Source organism: Saccharibacillus brassicae (assembly GCF_006542275.1).
Lineage (GTDB): Bacteria > Bacillota > Bacilli > Paenibacillales > Paenibacillaceae > Saccharibacillus > Saccharibacillus brassicae.
Window position 1 is genome coordinate 2270434 of the sequence record NZ_CP041217.1, and the last position, 17566, is coordinate 2287999.

Sequence of the window (17566 nt, forward strand, 5' to 3'; positions counted from 1 at the left end):
TCTATGATCCTACTCTATAGGAAATGCTTAGTTAATAGGCATACTTTCTGTTACCCTTTTCCGCGCCGGCCTCTCACCTAAACAGCAAACAACCGCATTTACTTTGGCAAAAAAAAGGAGTATGCTGATCGAGCTGCAAAGGTTACAGTGTGTAAACTATATAAAAGGAGTCCGATCATGCCCGCTTCCCTGCCGGACGCTTCCGGAAAATCTTCGAACATCGGCCTGCCGATGTTCGTGCTCATGCTCAATTTGTTTATCGCGCTGCTCGGTCAGGGCATGGTCATTCCGATCCTGCCCGAGTACCTCAAGCAGTTCGATGCCGCGGGAACGGCCGCCGGCTATCTGGTCGCGGCTTTCGGCGCGGCGCAGTTCCTGTTCTCGCCGATCGGCGGACAGCTGTCGGACCGGCTCGGCCGCAAAAAGCTCATTATCGCCGGCCTGCTGTTCACCGTCGTCTCCGATTACCTGTTCGCGGTCGGCCATACGCTGCCGCTGCTGTACGCCGCGCGCTTTATCGGCGGCATCGGGCTCGGCCTGATGGTCCCGTCCGTCATGGCGTACGTCGCCGACAGCACGACGCCCGCGACCCGTGCCAAAGGCATGGGTTACCTCGGCGCCGCGATGAATCTCGGCATGGTACTCGGGCCCGGACTGGGCGGCCTGATCGCCGAATTCGGCATTCGCGTGCCTTACTACTGCGCGGCGGGTCTCAGCCTGCTGGCCGCCGGCTTGTCGCTGCTGCTGCGCGAGACGCTGACGCCGGAGCGCCGAGCCGCCGCCGGCGTGCACAAGCGGCAGCCGATCGCGCGGCAGGTCGCGGATTCGTTCCGCACGCCTTATTTTCGCTATCTGCTGCTCGTGTTTGTCATGACGTTCGGGCTCGTCAACTACGAGACGGTCTACGCGCTGTTCGTCGAGCAAAAATACGGCTTCGACGCGCGCAGCATCTCGATCGTCATCACGCTCGGCGCGGTGATCGGCATCGTCTGCCAGATCTGGCTGCTGGACCGCGCGGTGCGCCGGTTCGGCGAAATCAGGCTGATCCGGCTGTCGCTGATCCTGACCGCCGCCGCCCTGGTGCTGATGCTGATCCGGTTCAATCTCGTCTATCTGCTGTTGATTTCGGCCATCTTCTTCGCGTTCAACTCGTTCCTGCGCCCGACCGTCGGCACGCTGATCGCCAACGCCGCCGGAGACCGGCAGGGCTATGCGGCGGGACTCAACACGACGTATATGAGCCTCGGCAGCATCGTCGGTCCGCTGCTCGCCGGATGGCTGTTTGACGTACAGATCAATCTGCCTTATGTGCTGGGGGCCGTCATTCTGCTGGCCGCGCTTGCCTTGACGGGCGGGCGCCAGGCGAAGCCGGCAGCCGAAGGAGGGGCCGGGCATGAGTGAGACATGGCATCGGCAGCGCAAGCAGCACAACCGCGAAGAATTGATCGCCGCCGGACGGACGCTGTTTCTGAAGCGGGGCTTTGCCGCGGTGGCTGTCAAAGACATCTGCGAACAGGCCGGCGTCAGCCGCGTCACGTTCTACAAGCACTTCGAATCGATCGACGAAGTCGGCTTCGAAGTGCAGATGGAGGCGCTGGCGCAGATGGCCGAACAGGTCCGGGCGGCCGGCGAGCAGGCTGCGGCGGATTCGGGCGGCTCGGCCGGACCCATCGGACCCGGCGGGCCCGGCGGGCCGGTGGAGGCTCTGCCGGGCGAGCGGTTATTGCCCGCGCCGACCGGCGCCGACCGTCTTCGGGCCATGCTGCTGGCCTGGGCGGCGTATGCCGATTGCAATCGGGACTCCATGAAGTTCATTCTGCTGTTCGACCTGCACTACGACGCGTATCCGCCCGGCGACAGGCTGCGCGAGCGGTACGGCGCTTTTATCGCCGAGCAGAAAGAGCGGCATTTCCTGAACGAAGCGCTGAGCGCCGGTATCGAAGACGGCTCGCTTCGCTTGGACCTTGATCTGCGCGAGACCGGCGAGTTCATCTTCACCGCCATGATGGGCCTGCTCCAGAAGCTCAGCCTGTCCGCCGAAGATCCGTATTCGCCGGACTCCGGCAGCCGCAGAATCGCCGCGAGATTCATTGGGCTGATTCTCGGCTCGCTGCTTGGCGACGCGCCAGCCAAGGGCGCGGCGGCTTCGGCCGGCGACAGCCCGGCCGGGCAGCAGGGCGCGGCGCCGGAGCACCGCCGGGGCGAGTCCCGCGGCGGCTCGCGGAACGGACGCGGGGACGCCTGACGTCAGGGCCGAAGGCGCGAAGCGGCCACCGGCCTTTGACGATCCGGGAAGGCCGGTAAGGGAAAGTTGATACGCGAACGCCGACACAGGAACATCGATACCCGAACCCTAATCCGGCCCCGCCGATCCGGGAACGCCAGAAAGGCTGCCCGCTCTCCTCGGAGAGCGGGCAGCCTTTTTTTTATACGCATACGGCTCTTGAACGGTTCTGGATCGCCTTCTGACCGCCTCTTAACGACTTCTTGACCTGCTATCGACCGCCTTTTCACCGCCTCTCAACCACCTCTCAACCCCCTCTCGGCAGCCCGCCGAACGCCGGCTTCCGCTTGCCCGGATACCGCTTTTTATGCGCGCCCGAACTTTTATTTTAAATTCATCGTATATTGTGATATTTATCACATATTAAATTTTAGATTTAATTTAAGATAAGGACATGGAAGAGATGATCATCAACCAAACAAACAAAAAGAGCCGCTGAGACAGCGACCCAATAAACCCTTAGGAGAGTGGAACTAATGAACAACTGGCTGAGAACGAACAAAGTGGCAATGTGGCTGCTGACCGTACTGCGCGTGTACATCGGATACAAATGGATTACCGGAGGATGGGGCAAGCTGACCGGCGGAGGCTTTGACGCTTCGGGCTTCCTGCAGGGCGCGCTGGCTCAGTCGGGCGGCGACCATCCGGCCGTGCAGCCTCTGTGGGCAAGCTTCCTTGAACACTTCGCCATCCCGAATGTCGGCCTGTTCAACGTCCTCGTCCCTATCGGCGAATTCGCGGTAGGCCTGGGCCTGATCCTCGGTACGTTCACCACCTTCGCCGCTCTGATGGGCATGGTCATGAACTTCGCCTTCCTCTTCTCGGGCACCGTCAGCACCAACCCGTACCTGATCCTGGCCGAGATCTTCATCGTCGTCGCTGCCCTGAACGCCGGCAAAATCGGTCTCGACCGTTGGGTCATCCCTTACCTCAGAGCACATGTCTGGGGCCGCAACAAAAAACAGGACGGCACAAACGGCAGCGCGACCGACAATCAGAAGATCAGCGCCGCCTAAGCTTTCAGACCCCAAGTGATCGAGTCCGATCCGATTCAGTCCGATCCACTTCTTCCTTCGTGCACTTTACGCAAAAAAGAAAAAAAGCGCCGCCTCCCGCATTCCGTCGAATGCGAAGAGATCGGCGCTTTTTCCCGTGTCCGGCGATCATTCAGCGGCGGGGACGGCGCCCCGGAGATCCGCCTGCCGCCCGCTTGCCGCCGGGCGGCACGTCTATGCCGTGGCTGCGCGCCAGGTCGATCAGGGCGGAAGCGCCGAAGCGGACCGCCATCAGCACGTCCGTACGCTCTTCGTCGCTGCGGTAAGCGGACTCTTCTTCGCGGTCCGCAAAATCCGGCGCGCCGCTTCCGTAGTACGGATGCCAGCCGATCGGCGGCGGGTACGGCGCCCCGGCCGGCTCTTTGCCCCCGTCCTGCCGCTTATCCGTTCCCGCCCCTTTCGCCGATACCGATACCGACACCGCCTCCTGCGCCGACCTTCGCTGCGTTTCGCCAAGCCGCGACATCTCTGGCCCTGCTACGCCGGGTTCCTTCTCCCCTTGCCCTGCCGCTTCGCACAGCTTGATCGCCGGCTCAAGCGCCGACGACGCGTCCGCGCCTTCTTCCGCGCACAGCATGAGCAGCTCCAGCAGTTCCGCCGCGCGCTCCGGATCGCGAAGACGCACCGGCTTCCCTTCTTCGCCCGCTTCTTCTCCCACCAGCTCGCTCAGCATCAGCCCTGCCCATTCCGCCACTTCCGTCGCTTCCTGCGGCAGCACCCGAATCCGAATGACGTCTTCGCCCGTTCCGTATCGCACGTTATTAGCCTCCTCTTCGATCGGTCTGATCGATCTTCTTACTCTTTATTGTAAAAGATAAAATAAGAAGATAAAGAGAAGATACGCGGCGCGAAATTTCGTATTTTACGCAGCGTGCGGCCCAACCGCCGTGCAGCCTTCGCCGATTCCAATCCGCTTCCGATCCGGTTCAATCGCGGCCCGTCACTTCAGTCCCGCCTGCAGCGCCGCCCAGAAGGTCTCGTCCTCCATGCCCAGCGCATACACGGACAAGCCGGCCAGCCGATACCTGACCGCCAGCCGCGCCTTGAGCTTGATGCTGTACGCGTCTTCGTACCAGAGCACATGCTTGTCGCCGCCCGGCGCGGTGTAGGGCAGGCGCATGGACAGCGACCGGGCGTCGCGCGTCCCGGGATTGCCCAGCATGCGGACGATGCGGCGCGCTTCCGTCCATTTCAGCATGGCGCCGCTCTCGTCTTGCGGATCGGACAGATTCCAATCGTTGCCGTAAGCGGGAATGCCCGCAAGCAGCTTGGACGGCTCCACTTCCGAGACGGCAAATTTCAGCGAAGATTCCATCCACGCGAGGCCGGCCGACGAACCCGGTTCGCTCCACATTCCGTGTTCGTCGTACGTCATGACCTGGATCAGATCGGCTTCGCGTCCGAGCGCTTCGTAATCGAAAGCGCCGGACCAGCCGTTACCGGGATCGTCTTCCGATTTGGCCGGCACGGACACCATCGTTTTTTTGCCGGATTTGCGCATCTCCCGGGCCGTGTCGCGCACGAAGCGGCTCAGCGCCGCCCGATCTTCCGGCCGCACCTCTTCGAAATCGATATTGATGCCGGCGTAATCGTGCGTGCGGACCGTCCGCAGCATATGGCGAATAAGCCGGATTTTGGCCTGCGGCTCGTTCAGCACGCGGCGGGCGATGTCCGCGTCCCAGCCGTTCTCGCCGTAATTCGAGACGAGCGCGTACGACTCCATGCCGGCGCGGTCCGCCCTCTCCAGCGCCCGCTCCGGCACGGACCCGACCAGATTGCCGGCCGCGTCCGCATTGAGCGTATCGGTGGCGAGCCGATTGAACCGGTCCGAATACTGCCGCAGCGATGCGTCCGAATCCGCCGTGTAATACGCCAGCACGATCGGCTGCGCCGGCGGCGAACCCGGATTCGCGAAGCCGGCGGTTCGGCTCTGCGCGAGCAGCAGGGCGGCAGTCAGCAGACCGGCGGCGATTTTTCGGTATCCCATACGCGTGCCTCCTTCGCTTCGTTTTGTCTTTTTCTTTTCCCGGCAAAAAAACAAAAAGCGGCCATCGCCTCCAAGACGATTCCGCTTCATGCCGTTGACGCTAATCTATAGGTTTCGAGCCGAATTTCAGAACATGCGGTCATGCAGGGCCGTCTCAACGAATGTCCGGCGATCCCAACCGGTTCACCGTACGGAATTGCTGGCCGTCGTCTTTGCGTCTGGCCCGTCTAGGACCGGTGCGAAGCTCGTTGGTCAGTTCCGTGAACCAGGCTTCGTCGCGAATCTGCAAGGCCAGGTCGATCAGGCTGCGAATCTCCTGCTCGCTTTTGCGCGGATTCTCCGACAATTTCTTCATGCCCCGATCCGATACGGCAATCTCCTTGCCCATCAACTCCTTGTTGTCGCTGTGGGTCACTTGCAGCAGAGCCGTCTGAATGGGCGCACTCGCCGCAATCAGATAACCGTGTACCAGAGCTCCGTCGTCGGTATATGCTTGAATCCAGTCTCCCGTCGTCCATTTACTCATGTTGATACACCTCTCTCTTCCCCGTTAAGAAGTTTGTTGTTTGCCAGATGCGGCTGAAAGAATTATACTTGGGTTATAACTGTAATTATAAAGGATACAGTTCAAAAGGTCAAGAAAGGTGAACCGTTATTCATTCTCCGCACGGACCTTCGAATCTTATCCTTATATTAAATCAAGTGAGGGAGGGATAAACAATGAATAGCGAATTTCCTGCCGCCGTGCACATTTTGGTCTATTTGGCCCACTCTCCTTCCCGGTCCGCCAACAGCGAGGAACTGGCCGCAAACGTCGGCATCCACCCTGCGCGAGTCCGCAAAACGATGGGCTGCCTGCGGGAACAAGGCTGGGTGCTTACGCGCGAAGGCATAGGCGGCGGTTACCGGCTGGCGGCCGAGCCTGCCGGCATCCGGCTGTCCGACGTGTACCGGGCGGCATGCTGCGGAGGACTTCGGCCGAAAAAGAATACCGGCAGCCCCGGCAGCGACTGCGTCGTCGCATCCGGGATCTCCGGCGCGATGAGCGGCTACTTCGACGAAGCGGAGCGGCGCTATCTCGATTACTTCGACGGAGTGACCGTACAGGACGTGCTGAACCGGATCGTCGACGGTGAACTTCCGGGCGCGATGATGGCGGACTGAGGCCTAGACGGCGCCTAGGCAGCCCCTGCCGCCCGCCTGAAGCGGCTTTGGCGGGTTACTCGGCGCCCGTGACGCTGCGCAGCACGTCGTCGATCATCCGGCTGTTGGCGACGGCGCCCGTGTACAGCCAGCTGCTGTCGCGGCCGAACTCGTACACCTGCCCCGCCTTTACGGCCGGGATATTCTGCCAGACCGGATCGGCCAGCACCTGTTCCTTGTCTTTGCCGCTTGCGTTAACGAGGAACACGTAGTCCGCGTCCAGGCCGGCCAGCAGCTCAAGCGATAGGCTGCTCCAGTTCGCTTCGCCGGCTTCCGAAGACTGCTTCACGAGATCCGGCACGGCCATGCCGAGATCGTTGTAGATCACGTCTCCGCTCGACAGGTTCATGTTCACGACGTAGACGTCTTTTTCCGTAACCCAGAGCGCCGCCGCTTTGTTCGCGCCCTTAGTGGCTGCGCCCAGCTTGCTTTTGGCATCGGCCGCTTTGGCTTCGTATTCGTCCAGCACCCGCTGCGCGTCTTCCGGCTTGCCCAGCACTTCCCCGATCGTCAGCAGTTCCTGCCGCCAGTCGTTGTTCTGCGCATTGCCTACCACATAGGTCGGAGCAATCGCCGAATACTGCTTGTACTTGTCGCCCGCCACCAGTTCCGCGCTGTCCATCAGGATCAGGTCCGGCGCGTAGCTGGCTGTCACTTCGAGCGGCAGATCGGACGGAATGCCCGGAATGCCGGACAGCGAATCCTGCAAATAAGCTTGCAGCATATCTGTGCCGATCATCCACTGCGCGACCGGCTTCACGCCGAGCGCGACCAGAGGATCTTCCAGATAGGAAGCGATGATCGCTTTCGGCTCGGCCGGGATCGTCACTTCATGCCCCATCGAGTCGGTCAGTACGCGTTCTTCCGCCGAAGAGGCCGCCTCGCCGGTGCCGCTGTCCGCCGTGTCTTCCGCCGTCCGACCGGCTGCCGGTTCGGTCGCCGCCGTGCCTTGGTCTGCCGCATTGTCTGTCGCCGCATCGCCCGAGCAGGCGCTTAGAGCAAGGGCCAGACCGCCGACCAGCGTAAAAGCCAGACTTTTGAACGTTCTTGTTGTCATGGAATCGTGAGCCTCCGTCCGAATTTTAATTGATAATCATTCTCATGAAAACAATATAACGGGATTCCGCCTTTTGCGCAAGCCCCGTTGAGTCGACGAAAGGAATGAGTACATGACTCTCCCGAATATTCAACAGCTCTACGACCTTTACGTGAAATCGAACCTCCCCAACCGTTTTACGGACGAGCAAATCCACGCCCGATTAACCGAAGTCTATTATGCTGAAAAAGTTGAACTGAGTCGTTTTTCCGAGTTGAGCGAAGATCCCCAGGCCGGCTTCGCCTATGCAAAAGGCGCTTATGTATTCGAAGATCCCCGCGGCATCGAAAAGTTAATGCAGCTAAATGCCGATTTTGATCCGGAAAAAGACGATGCCCATGCCTGGGTCATGAATTCTACGCAGGTCGGGATGTCCAATTTGCTGTCGTTGGAAATTGCGATTTTTCACGGCATCGACGACGAAGACAGAGAGCTAGGCAACCCTGAATTCGAAGAGTATTTGATTATGCTTTACTTGGCCGGTTATCTTTCATTCGAAAACGATCCGCATATCGACCAAGTTCGCGATCGGTACAAACAAGGCTATTATCTTCGATATTTCGGCGCGCAGGACGGTACCGACCGTTTTTTGTATCCGTCAAAAAAGTAAAAAAGACGCTCCCGCCCTACGAACAGGGAGAGAGCGTCTTTTGGCTGCGAACTTAGTTTTTGGAACGTTCCATCCGCACCCGAATCACTTTGACGATCTCCATCAGCACGACCGCGCCGAGCGCAAGGCCGGCCGCGATCAGCCAGTCGTTCACGCCGAAATCGGCCGGGATCGAGAAGATGTCGCGCACGCCCGGCAGCAGCGTGACCGCATACAACGCGAAGCAGAACAGCACGGCGCCGAGCACATATTTGTTATCGAAGAAGCCGGCTCCGAACGCCGTCTGCGTCTGCGAACGCGCCGCGAACGTCTGCAGCGTGCGCGCCAGAATCAGCGTCGTGAACGCCATCGCCACGCTCAGCTCGGGCGACTCCTGCAGCCCGATATACTGCGAGACGATGACCGCGATCCCGATCAGCACGCCGCGCGTGATGACGGTCTGGAGCGTGCCACCCGCGAAGATGCCTTCGTTGATGTCGCGCGGCTTGCGCCGCATGACTTCCGGTTCGGCTTTCTCCATGCCGAGCGCGATCGCCGGCAGCGAATCGTTCAGCAGGTTGATGAACAGCAGCTGCAGCGCCGTGAACGGATTGATCCAGTCGAAGATCAGCGCGAACAGAATCGCGATGATCGCGCCCAGATTGCCCGAGAACAGGTAGGCGATCGATTTCTTGATATTGTCGAACACGGTGCGGCCGACTTCGACGGCGCTGACGATCGAGACGAAGTTATCGTCTGTCAGGACCATCGCCGCGGAATTTTTGGCCACGTCCGTGCCGCTGCCCATCGCCACGCCGATATCGGCCTGCTTGAGCGCCGGGGCGTCGTTGACGCCGTCGCCGGTCATGGCGGTGATCCGGCCTTTTTTCTGCCAGGCGCGGACGATGCGGATCTTGTTCTCCGGCGAGACGCGCGCGTACACGGCGATATGTTCCAGCCGGTTGTCCAGTTCGCTGTCGGACAGCGCGTCCAGCTCGCGGCCGGTCAGCGCTTCGTCGCCTTCTTCCATCAGCCCGATATCGCGGCCGATCGCCTGCGCCGTCGTCTTGTGGTCGCCCGTGATCATGACCGGGCGAATACCGGCGCTTCGCGCTTCCTTGATCGCGCCGTAGACCGCGTCGCGCGGCGGATCGATCATCGCCGTCAGACCGACGAACACCAATTCGTTCTCGTCGTCTTCGTCGACCGTGACGCCGGCGGCGATTTCTTTGTAACCGAAGGCCAGCACGCGCAGCGCACGGTCGGAGAACGATTCGTTCTGCGCCTGAATGCCGCGCAGCCATTCGTCCGTGAACTTCTCTTCGCGACCGTCGATCCGGATGCCGGTGCAGCGGTCGAGCAGCACGTCCGGTCCGCCTTTGACGAGCAGCAGGCGGCGGCCGTCGACCGTATGCACGGTCGACATCAGCTTGCGGTCGGAGTCGAACGGAATCTCGCCTTCGCGTTCGTACGTGCCGCGCACTTCTTCGTGGCTGCGGTTTTTCTTGGAGCTGTAGGCGAGCAGCGCCGTCTCCGTCGGATCGCCGATCTCCTGTCCGTCTTCGTTGATGCGCGAGTCGTTGCACAATACCGCGATGCGCATCAGCCACTGCTCGGAATCCGTCCATTCGTTCGGATCGTCCGGCACCTGGCCTTCGCGGCCTTCCGGCACGAAGTCGTCGACGACGGTCATCTTGTTCTGCGTCAGCGTACCGGTCTTGTCGGTACAGATGACGCTCGTCGAACCGAGCGTCTCGACCGCCGGCAGGCGCCGGATGATGGCATGGCGCTTCGCCATCTTGTTCGTGCCGACCGCAAGCACGATCGTCACGATCGACGACAGCGCTTCGGGAATCGCCGCGACCGCGACGGCTACGGCGAACATGAACGAGTTCAGGATCGCGCCCGTCATGTCTCCCGTATCGTTGGAGAACCATTCGCGTCCCGCTTCGACGCCGAAGATGACGATGCAGAGAATAAGGATGAACAGACCGAGTTTCTTGCTGAAGCTCTCCAGCTTGCGCTGCAGCGGCGTCTGCTTCGCTTCGGCGCTCTCGATCAATCCGGCGATCTTGCCGATCTCCGAATTCGTGCCCGTGCCGGTGACGAGCATCGTCCCCCGGCCGTAGACCACGAGCGCGCCGCTGAACACCATGTTGCGGCGGTCGCCGATCCCCGACTCTTCTTCGATCGTGTCGGTATGCTTCTCGGCCGGTTCCGATTCGCCGGTCAGCATGCCTTCGTCCGTCTTCAGCGAGCTGCTCTCCAGCAGCCGTCCGTCGGCCGGCACGTAATCGCCCGCTTCGAGCAGCACGATGTCGCCGGGCACCACTTCCCTCGCCTCGATCGTATGTACCTGTCCGCTGCGTTTGACTTTGGCGGCGGGCGCCGACATCTGCTTGAGCGCATCGAGCGAATTTTCCGCTTTGCGCGTCTGCACGACGCCGATCACCGAATTCATGATCAATACCGCGAAGATGATAATCGATTCGATGATCTCGCCGAGTGCGAGCTGCACGATGGCGGCCGCCAGCAGCACGATGACCATCGGATCTTTGAACGATTCGAGAATCAGCTTCCAGATCGGATCTTTTTGCCGCTCCTTCAGTTCGTTGTAGCCGTGTTCCTCAAGCCGTCTGCCGGCTTCCCCCGTTTCCAGACCTTCCGGGCGGGACTTCAGTTCCTTCAAAGATTCTTCCCCGCTTGAGCGATAAAAATCCACGCAATCCCTCCTCTTCATTCGGCGCGGGCCGGCATTCCGACGATCGAAACCTACATGCCGGCCGCTCTCTCTCCCTTTTACCCAGAAGGAGCGAAGAAGGTGACGGTTTTTCAGGTGTTTTTTCAGCAAATTCCAAAACGTTAACAGGCAGGTCAAACTTGCGCGCAAAGCCCGCCGCTGCGGCATACGTTTCAGTTTACATATCGGTTAAGCTGCTCGCGGGCCTGCCAATCGGACAGGTTCCAGGATTGCCACGGCACGTTCTCTCCAAGCTCGCTTTGGGCTTTTTCCCGCAGCCGCCGATCCAATTCGCTGTCTGGTTCGGCGCGTTCGATCAGGACAGGCACCGCATCGTCGGACAGGTCCAGCAGATACTCAAGGTCGATCGTCGCCTCGGCCGCCTGCTGGCGATCGAGGTTGAGCCGCGTGATCACGCGATCCATGCAGGCATAGTTGACCGCCAGGTACGCAGCGACGCCGAGCACGACCAGCACGCGGCCGAGCGGGATACGGCGCATGCGGATACACAGCGCGAACAGAACCAGCACGGCGAACAGGAAAATCATGAACGCATGCACGAGAAAACGCAGCCGCGTATAGCCGTACGCTTCTTCGTACAGCAGCAGCCGGGAAAAAGCCGAACCGAGCATCGCTACCGAGCAGAGCGCGAGCAGCAGATGCAGGCCGTCCAGCGCCCGGCGTATCCGGCCTTCCCCGCGCAGCGTCGCGTACAGACCGAGCAGCAGCACACCGAAGTTGATAAACGTTACGCCGATCAATTCCCCGAAGCCGCTGCGCGCATAGTCGGCGTACGAAGAAGATTCGGGCAGCACGCCCTGCCAGGCGCCGAACAGGTACGAGAACTGGAACGCCACGAACAGCACGTAGACGAGATTCAACGCGACCAGCAGCGTGACCACGGGCAGCGGCTGCAGTTTGGAGAGCGGATCGGTCGTTTGGACCGGATGGACCGGTTCAAAATGTTCCGCAAGCTTCGGACCCTGCACGGGCGGCCGGCGTTTCGGCGAACGGAACCCGCCCAGATACGTGAACAGGAATCCGCCTGTCGCAAGCGCCCACAGCAGCCGGATTCCGCCGTCTCCGAGCGACAGATTGCCGAACCAGGCCGGGATTTCGCCCGCCATCGTGCGCAGCACGCCGTCCGCCGAAAGCAGCAGCATCAGCACGACCGCAAGCAGCGGCACCGCGAACGCCAGTCCGTACAGCACCTGCCGCAGCGCGGAATCGCCTTCGCCGTTTGCGGCATCCCCTTCCTGCGGACGACGCCGGAACAAAGCGAACACGTCCGGCACATGCAGCACCGTCTGCTTCAGCATATGGCCGAACGCGTCGGGAATAAGCCGCAGGTCGTGCCAGCTGCGTCTGCGGTCGCCCAGCATGTAGGTCAGATGCCAGGCGGTCAAGGTCGGCAGCGCGAGCAGGTTCAGCACGAAAAACACCGGGTTGTCGAACAGCGCATACGTCAGCGCAAGCAGCAGCACGGCGGCCGCAAGCAGGTACCCGGCCGGCCCTTGCGGACGTACCGCTTCCCGGCCGAACGTCCAGAAGTAGGCGTACAGCAGCAGCAAAAACAGCGGCACGGACAAGCCCGGCAGAAGCCCGTAGAACAGCAGTTGGTGCAGGCCGCCCAACGTCAGCGCGACTGCCAGGGCGGGCAGCAGGCTCCTTTTTGACTTGATCGTCGATTCGTTCATCTCTCGTTCCCTCCGCCTGTCCGAACGGTCTGCGCCGTCGGGACTGTATTCTTTTCCCATTGTAGACGTTAAAATAAGAAGATAAATAGAAAGGTTGGGAGACGTTTTTTCGCATTTTACGGAGGAGGACGAGCATGAAGCTGCACAGACAATTCCTGCTGCTGCACGAGCGGTACGGAGCGGAAGACGACGGGGAGACGGGCGCGCAGGTGACGCTTGCGGAGGTGGCGGAGACGCTGGACTGCACGCATCGGAGCGCCCTGACGGTCATCGGCAAAATGGCGGCGGCAAACTGGATCGGCTGGTCGTCCAAGCGCGGGCGCGGCCGGCGTTCGGGCCTGACGTTTCGCGTGACGCCGGAAGAGATCGCCGCGGCCTCGGTGGCGGACGCGATCGGGCGCGGCGATGTGCGCGGCCTCGCGGGCGGTCTCGGCGACGGCGCTCCGCCGCCCGCGATGCGGGAACGGCTGCGCGAATCGCTGCGCGCCTACTTCGGCCACCATTCGGAGACCCGCACCGGGCGGCAGATCGACACGCTGCGGCTGCCGATCCGCCAGCGGCTGCATTCGCTCGACCCGCTGCGCACGAACCTGCTGGCGGAATCGTTTGTCGTCGGCCACGTGTTCGACGGACTAGTGCGGCAGCAGGGCGGCTCGGACGAGATCCTGCCGGCGCTCGCGCATCATTGGGAATGCGGCGAAGACGGCACGGCGTGGACGTTCTACCTGCGCAAAGACGTGCCGTTCCACGACGGCCGCCTCCTCACCGCCGACGACGTCGTCCATTCGTTCGAGCGCATGCGGCGGCTGCCCGAACGGATGCTGTACGGCTTCATGTTCCGCAATATCGCCGAAGTGACGGCGCCCGGCCCGCTCGTCGTGCGGTTTCGCCTGAAGCGGGCGCACGCGCTGTTTCTGCCGTTTCTGTGCACCAGCCGGGCGTCGATCGTGCCGCTGCGGCGCGGCGACGAACCGGTCGCCCTGCGCCCGATCGGCACCGGCCCGTTCCGGGTCGCGGCTTTCGATCCCGGCTTGTGCGTGCTCGAAGCGCATGTGCCGCATTACGCGGGCCGCGCGCATCTGGACCGGGTCGAGATCGTCAATCTCCCGTGGCGGATCGCAGGCGGCGAAGACGGCGGCGAATCGGATTCGCCGTTTCACGTGTGGCCGGGTGGCGGGCCGGTGGCGGCGGGGACGGACGGCGAGGCGGCAAGGGAGGATGGCGGGACGGCGGGCGCGGACGGCACGGCGACAGGCGCGGATAACGACGCGACAGGCACGGATAGCGACGCGGCAAGAGCGGACGGCGGGATGGCGGGAAAAGAGGGCGACGACGAAGCAGGCAGCGGGGCGGCAGCTTCTGCGGGCGCGGAGCGGGGAGCAGGATCGCTTGCGGAAGCGGCGCAGCCGGAAAGCGGCGATTCCGCCGCAGGGCCGGACGACAGCGGCAGCGGCGTCATGAGGCAGGAAAGTGCCTGGAGCCGGGCACACGCGGAAGTGTTCTCGCGCAAATTCGTCACGTGCAACACGAAAAGCGGACCGCTGCGCGATCCCGCCGAACGGGCCGCGGTCATGGCGGCGATCTCCGCGGAGGACGCGCCGGGCGGGGCGGCCGGACGGCGGGAAGACGCAGCGGATGCGGCGACGGCCGGAGCGGAAGCGGCGGATGCGGCGCACTTGGGCGCGGCGGAGAGCCGCACGCGCACGGGCTCTGCCGGCGACGGCCCGGCAGCCGAAGCGGGCGGCTTCGCGAGCCCGGGCTTGGCCGATTCGGCTGCCGCTGCGCCGGCGGCCGAACCTACCGCGGAGCGGCAGCCGCTGCGCCTGCTGACCATTCCGCAGTATCGCAAAGACGCCGCTCTCCTCCGAGAGCGGCTGGAACGACGCGGCTATGCGTGCCGCGTCATCATCGTGACAGTGGACGATTTCAAAGGCCGGACCCGGCTGGCAGCCGACCTGATCCTGTTCTCGCTGATCCGCGATCGCGACGAACAACTGCGGCTGTTCGACCTGTACCAGACGCTGTCGGAACATGCCGACTCGTCGACCCGTTCTTTCGTCCGGAGCGCGCTGCGCCGGGCCGCGGAAGAGACGACGCCCCGCGGGCGGGGCCGCGAACTGGATCGGCTGGAAGCTTTCCTGATCGCGCAGCATCAGCTGCATATCCTGTACGAGACGCCGCTTCAGACGGCGTACCTGCCCGGCATTCGCGGCGTCAGCTTCGGCGCGCAGGGCTGGATCGATCTGCGGACGATCTGGTTTCCGCCGGGAAGTTAAGGGAGCGGCAGCCCCCTGCTCCGCAGACAAAAGCCCGGCCAATCGCGCAATGCGATAGCCGGGCTTTTCGTTCGTGATTGATGACAGACCGTTCCTCGGTCCGACCCATCAAAACCTTTCGCTCTATCCGCTCCTTCAGGTCTGCAACCGAATCCACGAGCAGATGTATGCCCGAACCCGTTCAAATGTTGACTTTTCGACAGCATTTTAGCAAAAAAAGAGCAGTTTAGTTCGAAAAGTTGACGTTTTGCACACATTTTCCGCTTAAAACAGTCCTTTCGGCGTTTTTTAAGCAAAAATGTGATCATAAAGTCAACATTTCTTCAAAAACCCACCTTCCCGCAGCAAAATGTTGCCTTTTCGCACACATTTTTCGCCCCAAACAGCCTTTTCGGCTTGTTTGAGCGGCCGCCGCAGCTTCACGCTGCCAAACAGTCTACCTTTTCCGCTTCAATCGACTCGAGCGCTTCAGTCGCCTTAATAGCCTTAATGGCTTCAATCCACTCAATCGTCTCGAGTGCTTCAATCCCCTCAATCGACTCGAGCGCTTCAGTCGCCTTAATGGCCTTAATGGCTTCAATCCACTCAATCGTCTCGAGTGCTTCAATCCCCTCAATCGCCTCGAGTGCTTCAATCGCCTTAATCTGCTCTAACCGTCTCAAGCGCTTCAAGCGGCTTCAATCTTCAATCCCCTTGACCCGTCCCAATCCGCTCTATCCGCCGCAATCGCCTCAGCCGCGCTCGTCAACCGCACCCTCTCACCCGCCTCACCCGCCTCACCCGCGCGCGCCTTTCCCCGAAATCCGCCGGTGCGTCTCTTCGTCCGCCACCACGTACAGCTTCGCTTCCGCCGGGATCGGCGTACCGAGCTTGCGGTTGATGCCGAGGTCTTCGCGGTCGGCGATCAGCGTGGCGCCCTGCGCCAGCAGCGCCTGGAACGCGTCGCCGTACGTGCGCCACGAGCGGTCGACCGGCACTTCGTACACGTCGCTACCGTTCGTGCGGTTAAGCAGCTGCGTGATGACGTCCGAGCTGCCTTCGTGCAGCGCCGCCCGCACCGCGAGACGCGAGATGGCGTCATGCGACAGGATGAACTCGTTCACCTGTGCGTGGCGGAAGTTCTGGACGTGGTTTTCGATCGTGATCTCGACCGTCGTATGGACCTGCGGCGCGATCCGCTCGATGCTGGACACGATCAGCAGCGATTTGCCGTCGACGAGCGCACCCTCCTGAATGCGCTCGTCCGCGAAGATGATCGCGGCCCGGCAGGTGGCGATGCTCGCTTTGGCGAGGATGTGGTCCGCGGCCGGATCGCCGCTGACGAAATGTACCTGCTCCAGCTGTTCCAGCGGATGCCGGTTCGATTCGTCGATGAGCACGATCTGCGTTTTGGGCGCGTTTTCCAAAATTTCTTCGATCGCCGACCGCGCTTTTTTGCCCCAGTTGACGATTACGATATGTTCCCGTCCTTCGAACTTCAACAGGCCCGCCCCTCTCTGCCGCTGCACCTCCGCGATCGAATCGATCACCTTGCCGATCACAAGACTGAGCAGACCGATCCCGAAGATGTACAGGAAAATAGTAAAAATTTTGCCCGCGGGCGTCGTGGCGAAATAGTCGCCGTACCCCACCGTGGCCATCGTCGTCAGCACCCAATAGAAAGCGTTGAACCAGTTCGTAAAAGTCGCAGGCTCGATCGCGTAGGCGATCGTCGCACTCAGCAGCACGAAGGTCAAGATGATGACTCCGATCGTCGTCTTGCTCATATGCATCAACCTGGTCGACAGCCGGATAAAAAAGTGCACGTCCGCTCCCCCTTGCTTGGATTCGGGCCGCGGATCGTCTACGATAGGAGAATAGAAGACTTTTCCGAAACGCGGCCGCTTGGCAACACGTAAAGCCCTACATGCGAAAACTGCCGGACAAGCCGGCTTTATCCCAGGTTGGAGGTCATAACCATGTCCATGTTCAAACGCATTCGCAACATCTTTGCCAAACCGGAAGCTCCGCTGAAGGAACGCGGCATTCTCGAGATCGGCCCCGGCGATATTTGCGAAGTCTCGATGGTGACGTACGAAGTCACCGGCCGCACCCAGAACGCCCGCCGCAAAGCCGTCGTCCTGACGCTGCGCGACGGCGCGAACCTGTCGTACCTCGTTATCGAGGAACGCGAAGAGAACAAATACGCGCTCTACCGGCCGATCGACGGACGCCTCGATTCGATCCAGGACGTGCCGGCGACGATGGATCTCGACGGCGTCGTGTACCATCTCGAAGAGCAGTACAACGGCCACGTCGCGACGACCGGCCGCACGCCGTTCATGCAGGGCGGCGACCAGTCCGTCTGGCAGTACCAGTCCGACGACATGAAGCTGCTGCGGATCGAATGGATGGACGGCCGCTTCATGCTGTACGAAGGCGAAGACATCCCGCCGGCCGACGTGCGCGTGATCCGGGGCGGCGCCTAAGACGCGTTACGCCCTGCGGCGGTAAGCCCTGCGGTGACATGCCCTTCGGCAGCACGCTCTGCAACGGCACGCCCTGCTGTGACACGCCCTTCGGCAGCACGCCCTGCGGAGGCACGCCCGCTCCCGAACTATTCGCACCATTCGCGCCGAATTTCGATCGCCAGGCCGTCA

At 61.7% G+C, this 17566-nt stretch carries 15 protein-coding genes; 7 read left to right on the forward strand and 8 right to left on the reverse strand.

Going from position 1 to position 17566, the window contains the following annotated elements:
• Positions 1-177 precede the first annotated feature (177 nt).
• The 3 genes from FFV09_RS09440 to FFV09_RS09450 all read left to right on the forward strand — a co-directional run bounded on the left by FFV09_RS09440 (position 178) and on the right by FFV09_RS09450 (position 3300).
• Positions 178-1401 (forward strand): MFS transporter, encoded by a 1224-nt coding sequence (locus FFV09_RS09440; protein ID WP_141447600.1) that lies wholly within the window; start codon positions 178-180, stop codon positions 1399-1401.
• The gene (locus FFV09_RS09445) at positions 1394-2245 is read left to right on the forward strand and encodes a TetR/AcrR family transcriptional regulator (protein ID WP_141447601.1); all 852 of its coding nucleotides are present in this window, start codon (positions 1394-1396) and stop codon (positions 2243-2245) included. Before FFV09_RS09440 ends, FFV09_RS09445 begins: the two co-directional genes overlap by 8 nt.
• Positions 2246-2760: 515 nt before the next feature.
• A complete protein-coding gene (locus FFV09_RS09450; protein ID WP_141447602.1) occupies positions 2761-3300 on the forward strand; it encodes a DoxX family protein in 540 nt (179 codons plus the stop codon).
• Positions 3301-3451: 151 nt separating this feature from the next.
• Here the strand turns inward: FFV09_RS09450 and FFV09_RS09455 are convergent, their stop codons facing one another.
• The 3 genes from FFV09_RS09455 to FFV09_RS09465 all read right to left on the reverse strand — a co-directional run bounded on the left by FFV09_RS09455 (position 3452) and on the right by FFV09_RS09465 (position 5852).
• Complete coding sequence (locus tag FFV09_RS09455) at positions 3452-4096, reverse strand: hypothetical protein (protein ID WP_141447603.1); 645 nt, start codon at positions 4094-4096, stop codon at positions 3452-3454.
• A 183-nt stretch (positions 4097-4279) separates the two neighbouring features.
• A complete protein-coding gene (locus FFV09_RS09460) occupies positions 4280-5326 on the reverse strand; it encodes a glycosyl hydrolase family 18 protein (protein WP_170314982.1) in 1047 nt (348 codons plus the stop codon).
• Between the two features lie 154 nt (positions 5327-5480).
• Positions 5481-5852: an IDEAL domain-containing protein gene (locus tag FFV09_RS09465; RefSeq protein ID WP_141447605.1), complete on the reverse strand. Its 372-nt coding sequence runs from the start codon at positions 5850-5852 to the stop codon at positions 5481-5483.
• Between the two features lie 194 nt (positions 5853-6046).
• On the opposite strand from FFV09_RS09465, the gene FFV09_RS09470 reads away from it, so the two are divergent.
• Positions 6047-6490, forward strand: a complete 444-nt coding sequence (locus tag FFV09_RS09470) for an Rrf2 family transcriptional regulator (protein WP_141447606.1) — start codon at positions 6047-6049, stop codon at positions 6488-6490.
• Positions 6491-6545: 55 nt separating this feature from the next.
• Here FFV09_RS09470 and FFV09_RS09475 read toward each other — a convergent pair whose 3' ends face one another.
• On the reverse strand, positions 6546-7586 hold the full coding sequence (locus FFV09_RS09475; protein WP_141447607.1) for an ABC transporter substrate-binding protein: 1041 nt from the start codon (positions 7584-7586) through the stop codon (positions 6546-6548).
• Positions 7587-7698: 112 nt separating this feature from the next.
• Here FFV09_RS09475 and FFV09_RS09480 point away from each other — a divergent pair, with 112 nt between their 5' ends.
• Positions 7699-8235 (forward strand): pyruvate kinase, encoded by a 537-nt coding sequence (locus tag FFV09_RS09480; RefSeq protein WP_141447608.1) that lies wholly within the window; start codon positions 7699-7701, stop codon positions 8233-8235.
• Between the two features lie 52 nt (positions 8236-8287).
• On the opposite strand, the gene FFV09_RS09485 is transcribed toward FFV09_RS09480, so the two are convergent.
• Together FFV09_RS09485 and FFV09_RS09490 are read right to left on the reverse strand one after the other, a co-directional pair.
• Entirely contained in the window at positions 8288-10936 is a 2649-nt protein-coding gene (locus FFV09_RS09485; RefSeq protein WP_141447609.1) for a cation-translocating P-type ATPase, read from the reverse strand.
• Between the two features lie 191 nt (positions 10937-11127).
• The gene (locus tag FFV09_RS09490) at positions 11128-12651 is read right to left on the reverse strand and encodes a DUF4153 domain-containing protein (protein ID WP_170314983.1); all 1524 of its coding nucleotides are present in this window, start codon (positions 12649-12651) and stop codon (positions 11128-11130) included.
• Between the two features lie 134 nt (positions 12652-12785).
• Here FFV09_RS09490 and FFV09_RS09495 point away from each other — a divergent pair, with 134 nt between their 5' ends.
• Positions 12786-14927, forward strand: coding sequence for an ABC transporter substrate-binding protein (locus tag FFV09_RS09495; protein WP_141447611.1), 2142 nt, complete (start codon positions 12786-12788; stop codon positions 14925-14927).
• 419 nt (positions 14928-15346) lie between these two features.
• On the opposite strand, the gene FFV09_RS09500 is transcribed toward FFV09_RS09495, so the two are convergent.
• Positions 15347-15598, reverse strand: coding sequence for a hypothetical protein (locus FFV09_RS09500; RefSeq protein WP_141447612.1), 252 nt, complete (start codon positions 15596-15598; stop codon positions 15347-15349).
• A gap of 105 nt (positions 15599-15703) precedes the next feature.
• Positions 15704-16732: a potassium channel family protein gene (locus FFV09_RS09505; RefSeq protein WP_141447613.1), complete on the reverse strand. Its 1029-nt coding sequence runs from the start codon at positions 16730-16732 to the stop codon at positions 15704-15706.
• A 153-nt stretch (positions 16733-16885) separates the two neighbouring features.
• On the opposite strand from FFV09_RS09505, the gene FFV09_RS09510 reads away from it, so the two are divergent.
• Positions 16886-17395 carry a DUF4178 domain-containing protein gene (locus FFV09_RS09510; RefSeq protein ID WP_141447614.1) on the forward strand — a complete coding sequence of 170 codons (510 nt, stop codon included), beginning with the start codon at positions 16886-16888 and terminating at the stop codon, positions 17393-17395.
• Positions 17396-17566: the final 171 nt, after the last annotated feature.

Bases quoted from the DNA above. Each gene is read 5' to 3' on its own strand.
- FFV09_RS09440 (WP_141447600.1), top strand. From the start codon at position 178: ATGCCCGCTTCCCTGCCGGACGCTTCCGGAAAATCTTCGAACATCGGC.
- FFV09_RS09445 (WP_141447601.1), top strand. From the start codon at position 1,394: ATGAGTGAGACATGGCATCGGCAGCGCAAGCAGCACAACCGCGAAGAA.
- FFV09_RS09450 (WP_141447602.1), top strand. From the start codon at position 2,761: ATGAACAACTGGCTGAGAACGAACAAAGTGGCAATGTGGCTGCTGACC.
- FFV09_RS09460 (WP_170314982.1), bottom strand. From the start codon at position 5,326: ATGGGATACCGAAAAATCGCCGCCGGTCTGCTGACTGCCGCCCTGCTG.
- FFV09_RS09465 (WP_141447605.1), bottom strand. From the start codon at position 5,852: ATGAGTAAATGGACGACGGGAGACTGGATTCAAGCATATACCGACGAC.
- FFV09_RS09470 (WP_141447606.1), top strand. From the start codon at position 6,047: ATGAATAGCGAATTTCCTGCCGCCGTGCACATTTTGGTCTATTTGGCC.
- FFV09_RS09475 (WP_141447607.1), bottom strand. From the start codon at position 7,586: ATGACAACAAGAACGTTCAAAAGTCTGGCTTTTACGCTGGTCGGCGGT.
- FFV09_RS09480 (WP_141447608.1), top strand. From the start codon at position 7,699: ATGACTCTCCCGAATATTCAACAGCTCTACGACCTTTACGTGAAATCG.
- FFV09_RS09490 (WP_170314983.1), bottom strand. From the start codon at position 12,651: ATGAACGAATCGACGATCAAGTCAAAAAGGAGCCTGCTGCCCGCCCTG.
- FFV09_RS09495 (WP_141447611.1), top strand. From the start codon at position 12,786: ATGAAGCTGCACAGACAATTCCTGCTGCTGCACGAGCGGTACGGAGCG.
- FFV09_RS09510 (WP_141447614.1), top strand. From the start codon at position 16,886: ATGTCCATGTTCAAACGCATTCGCAACATCTTTGCCAAACCGGAAGCT.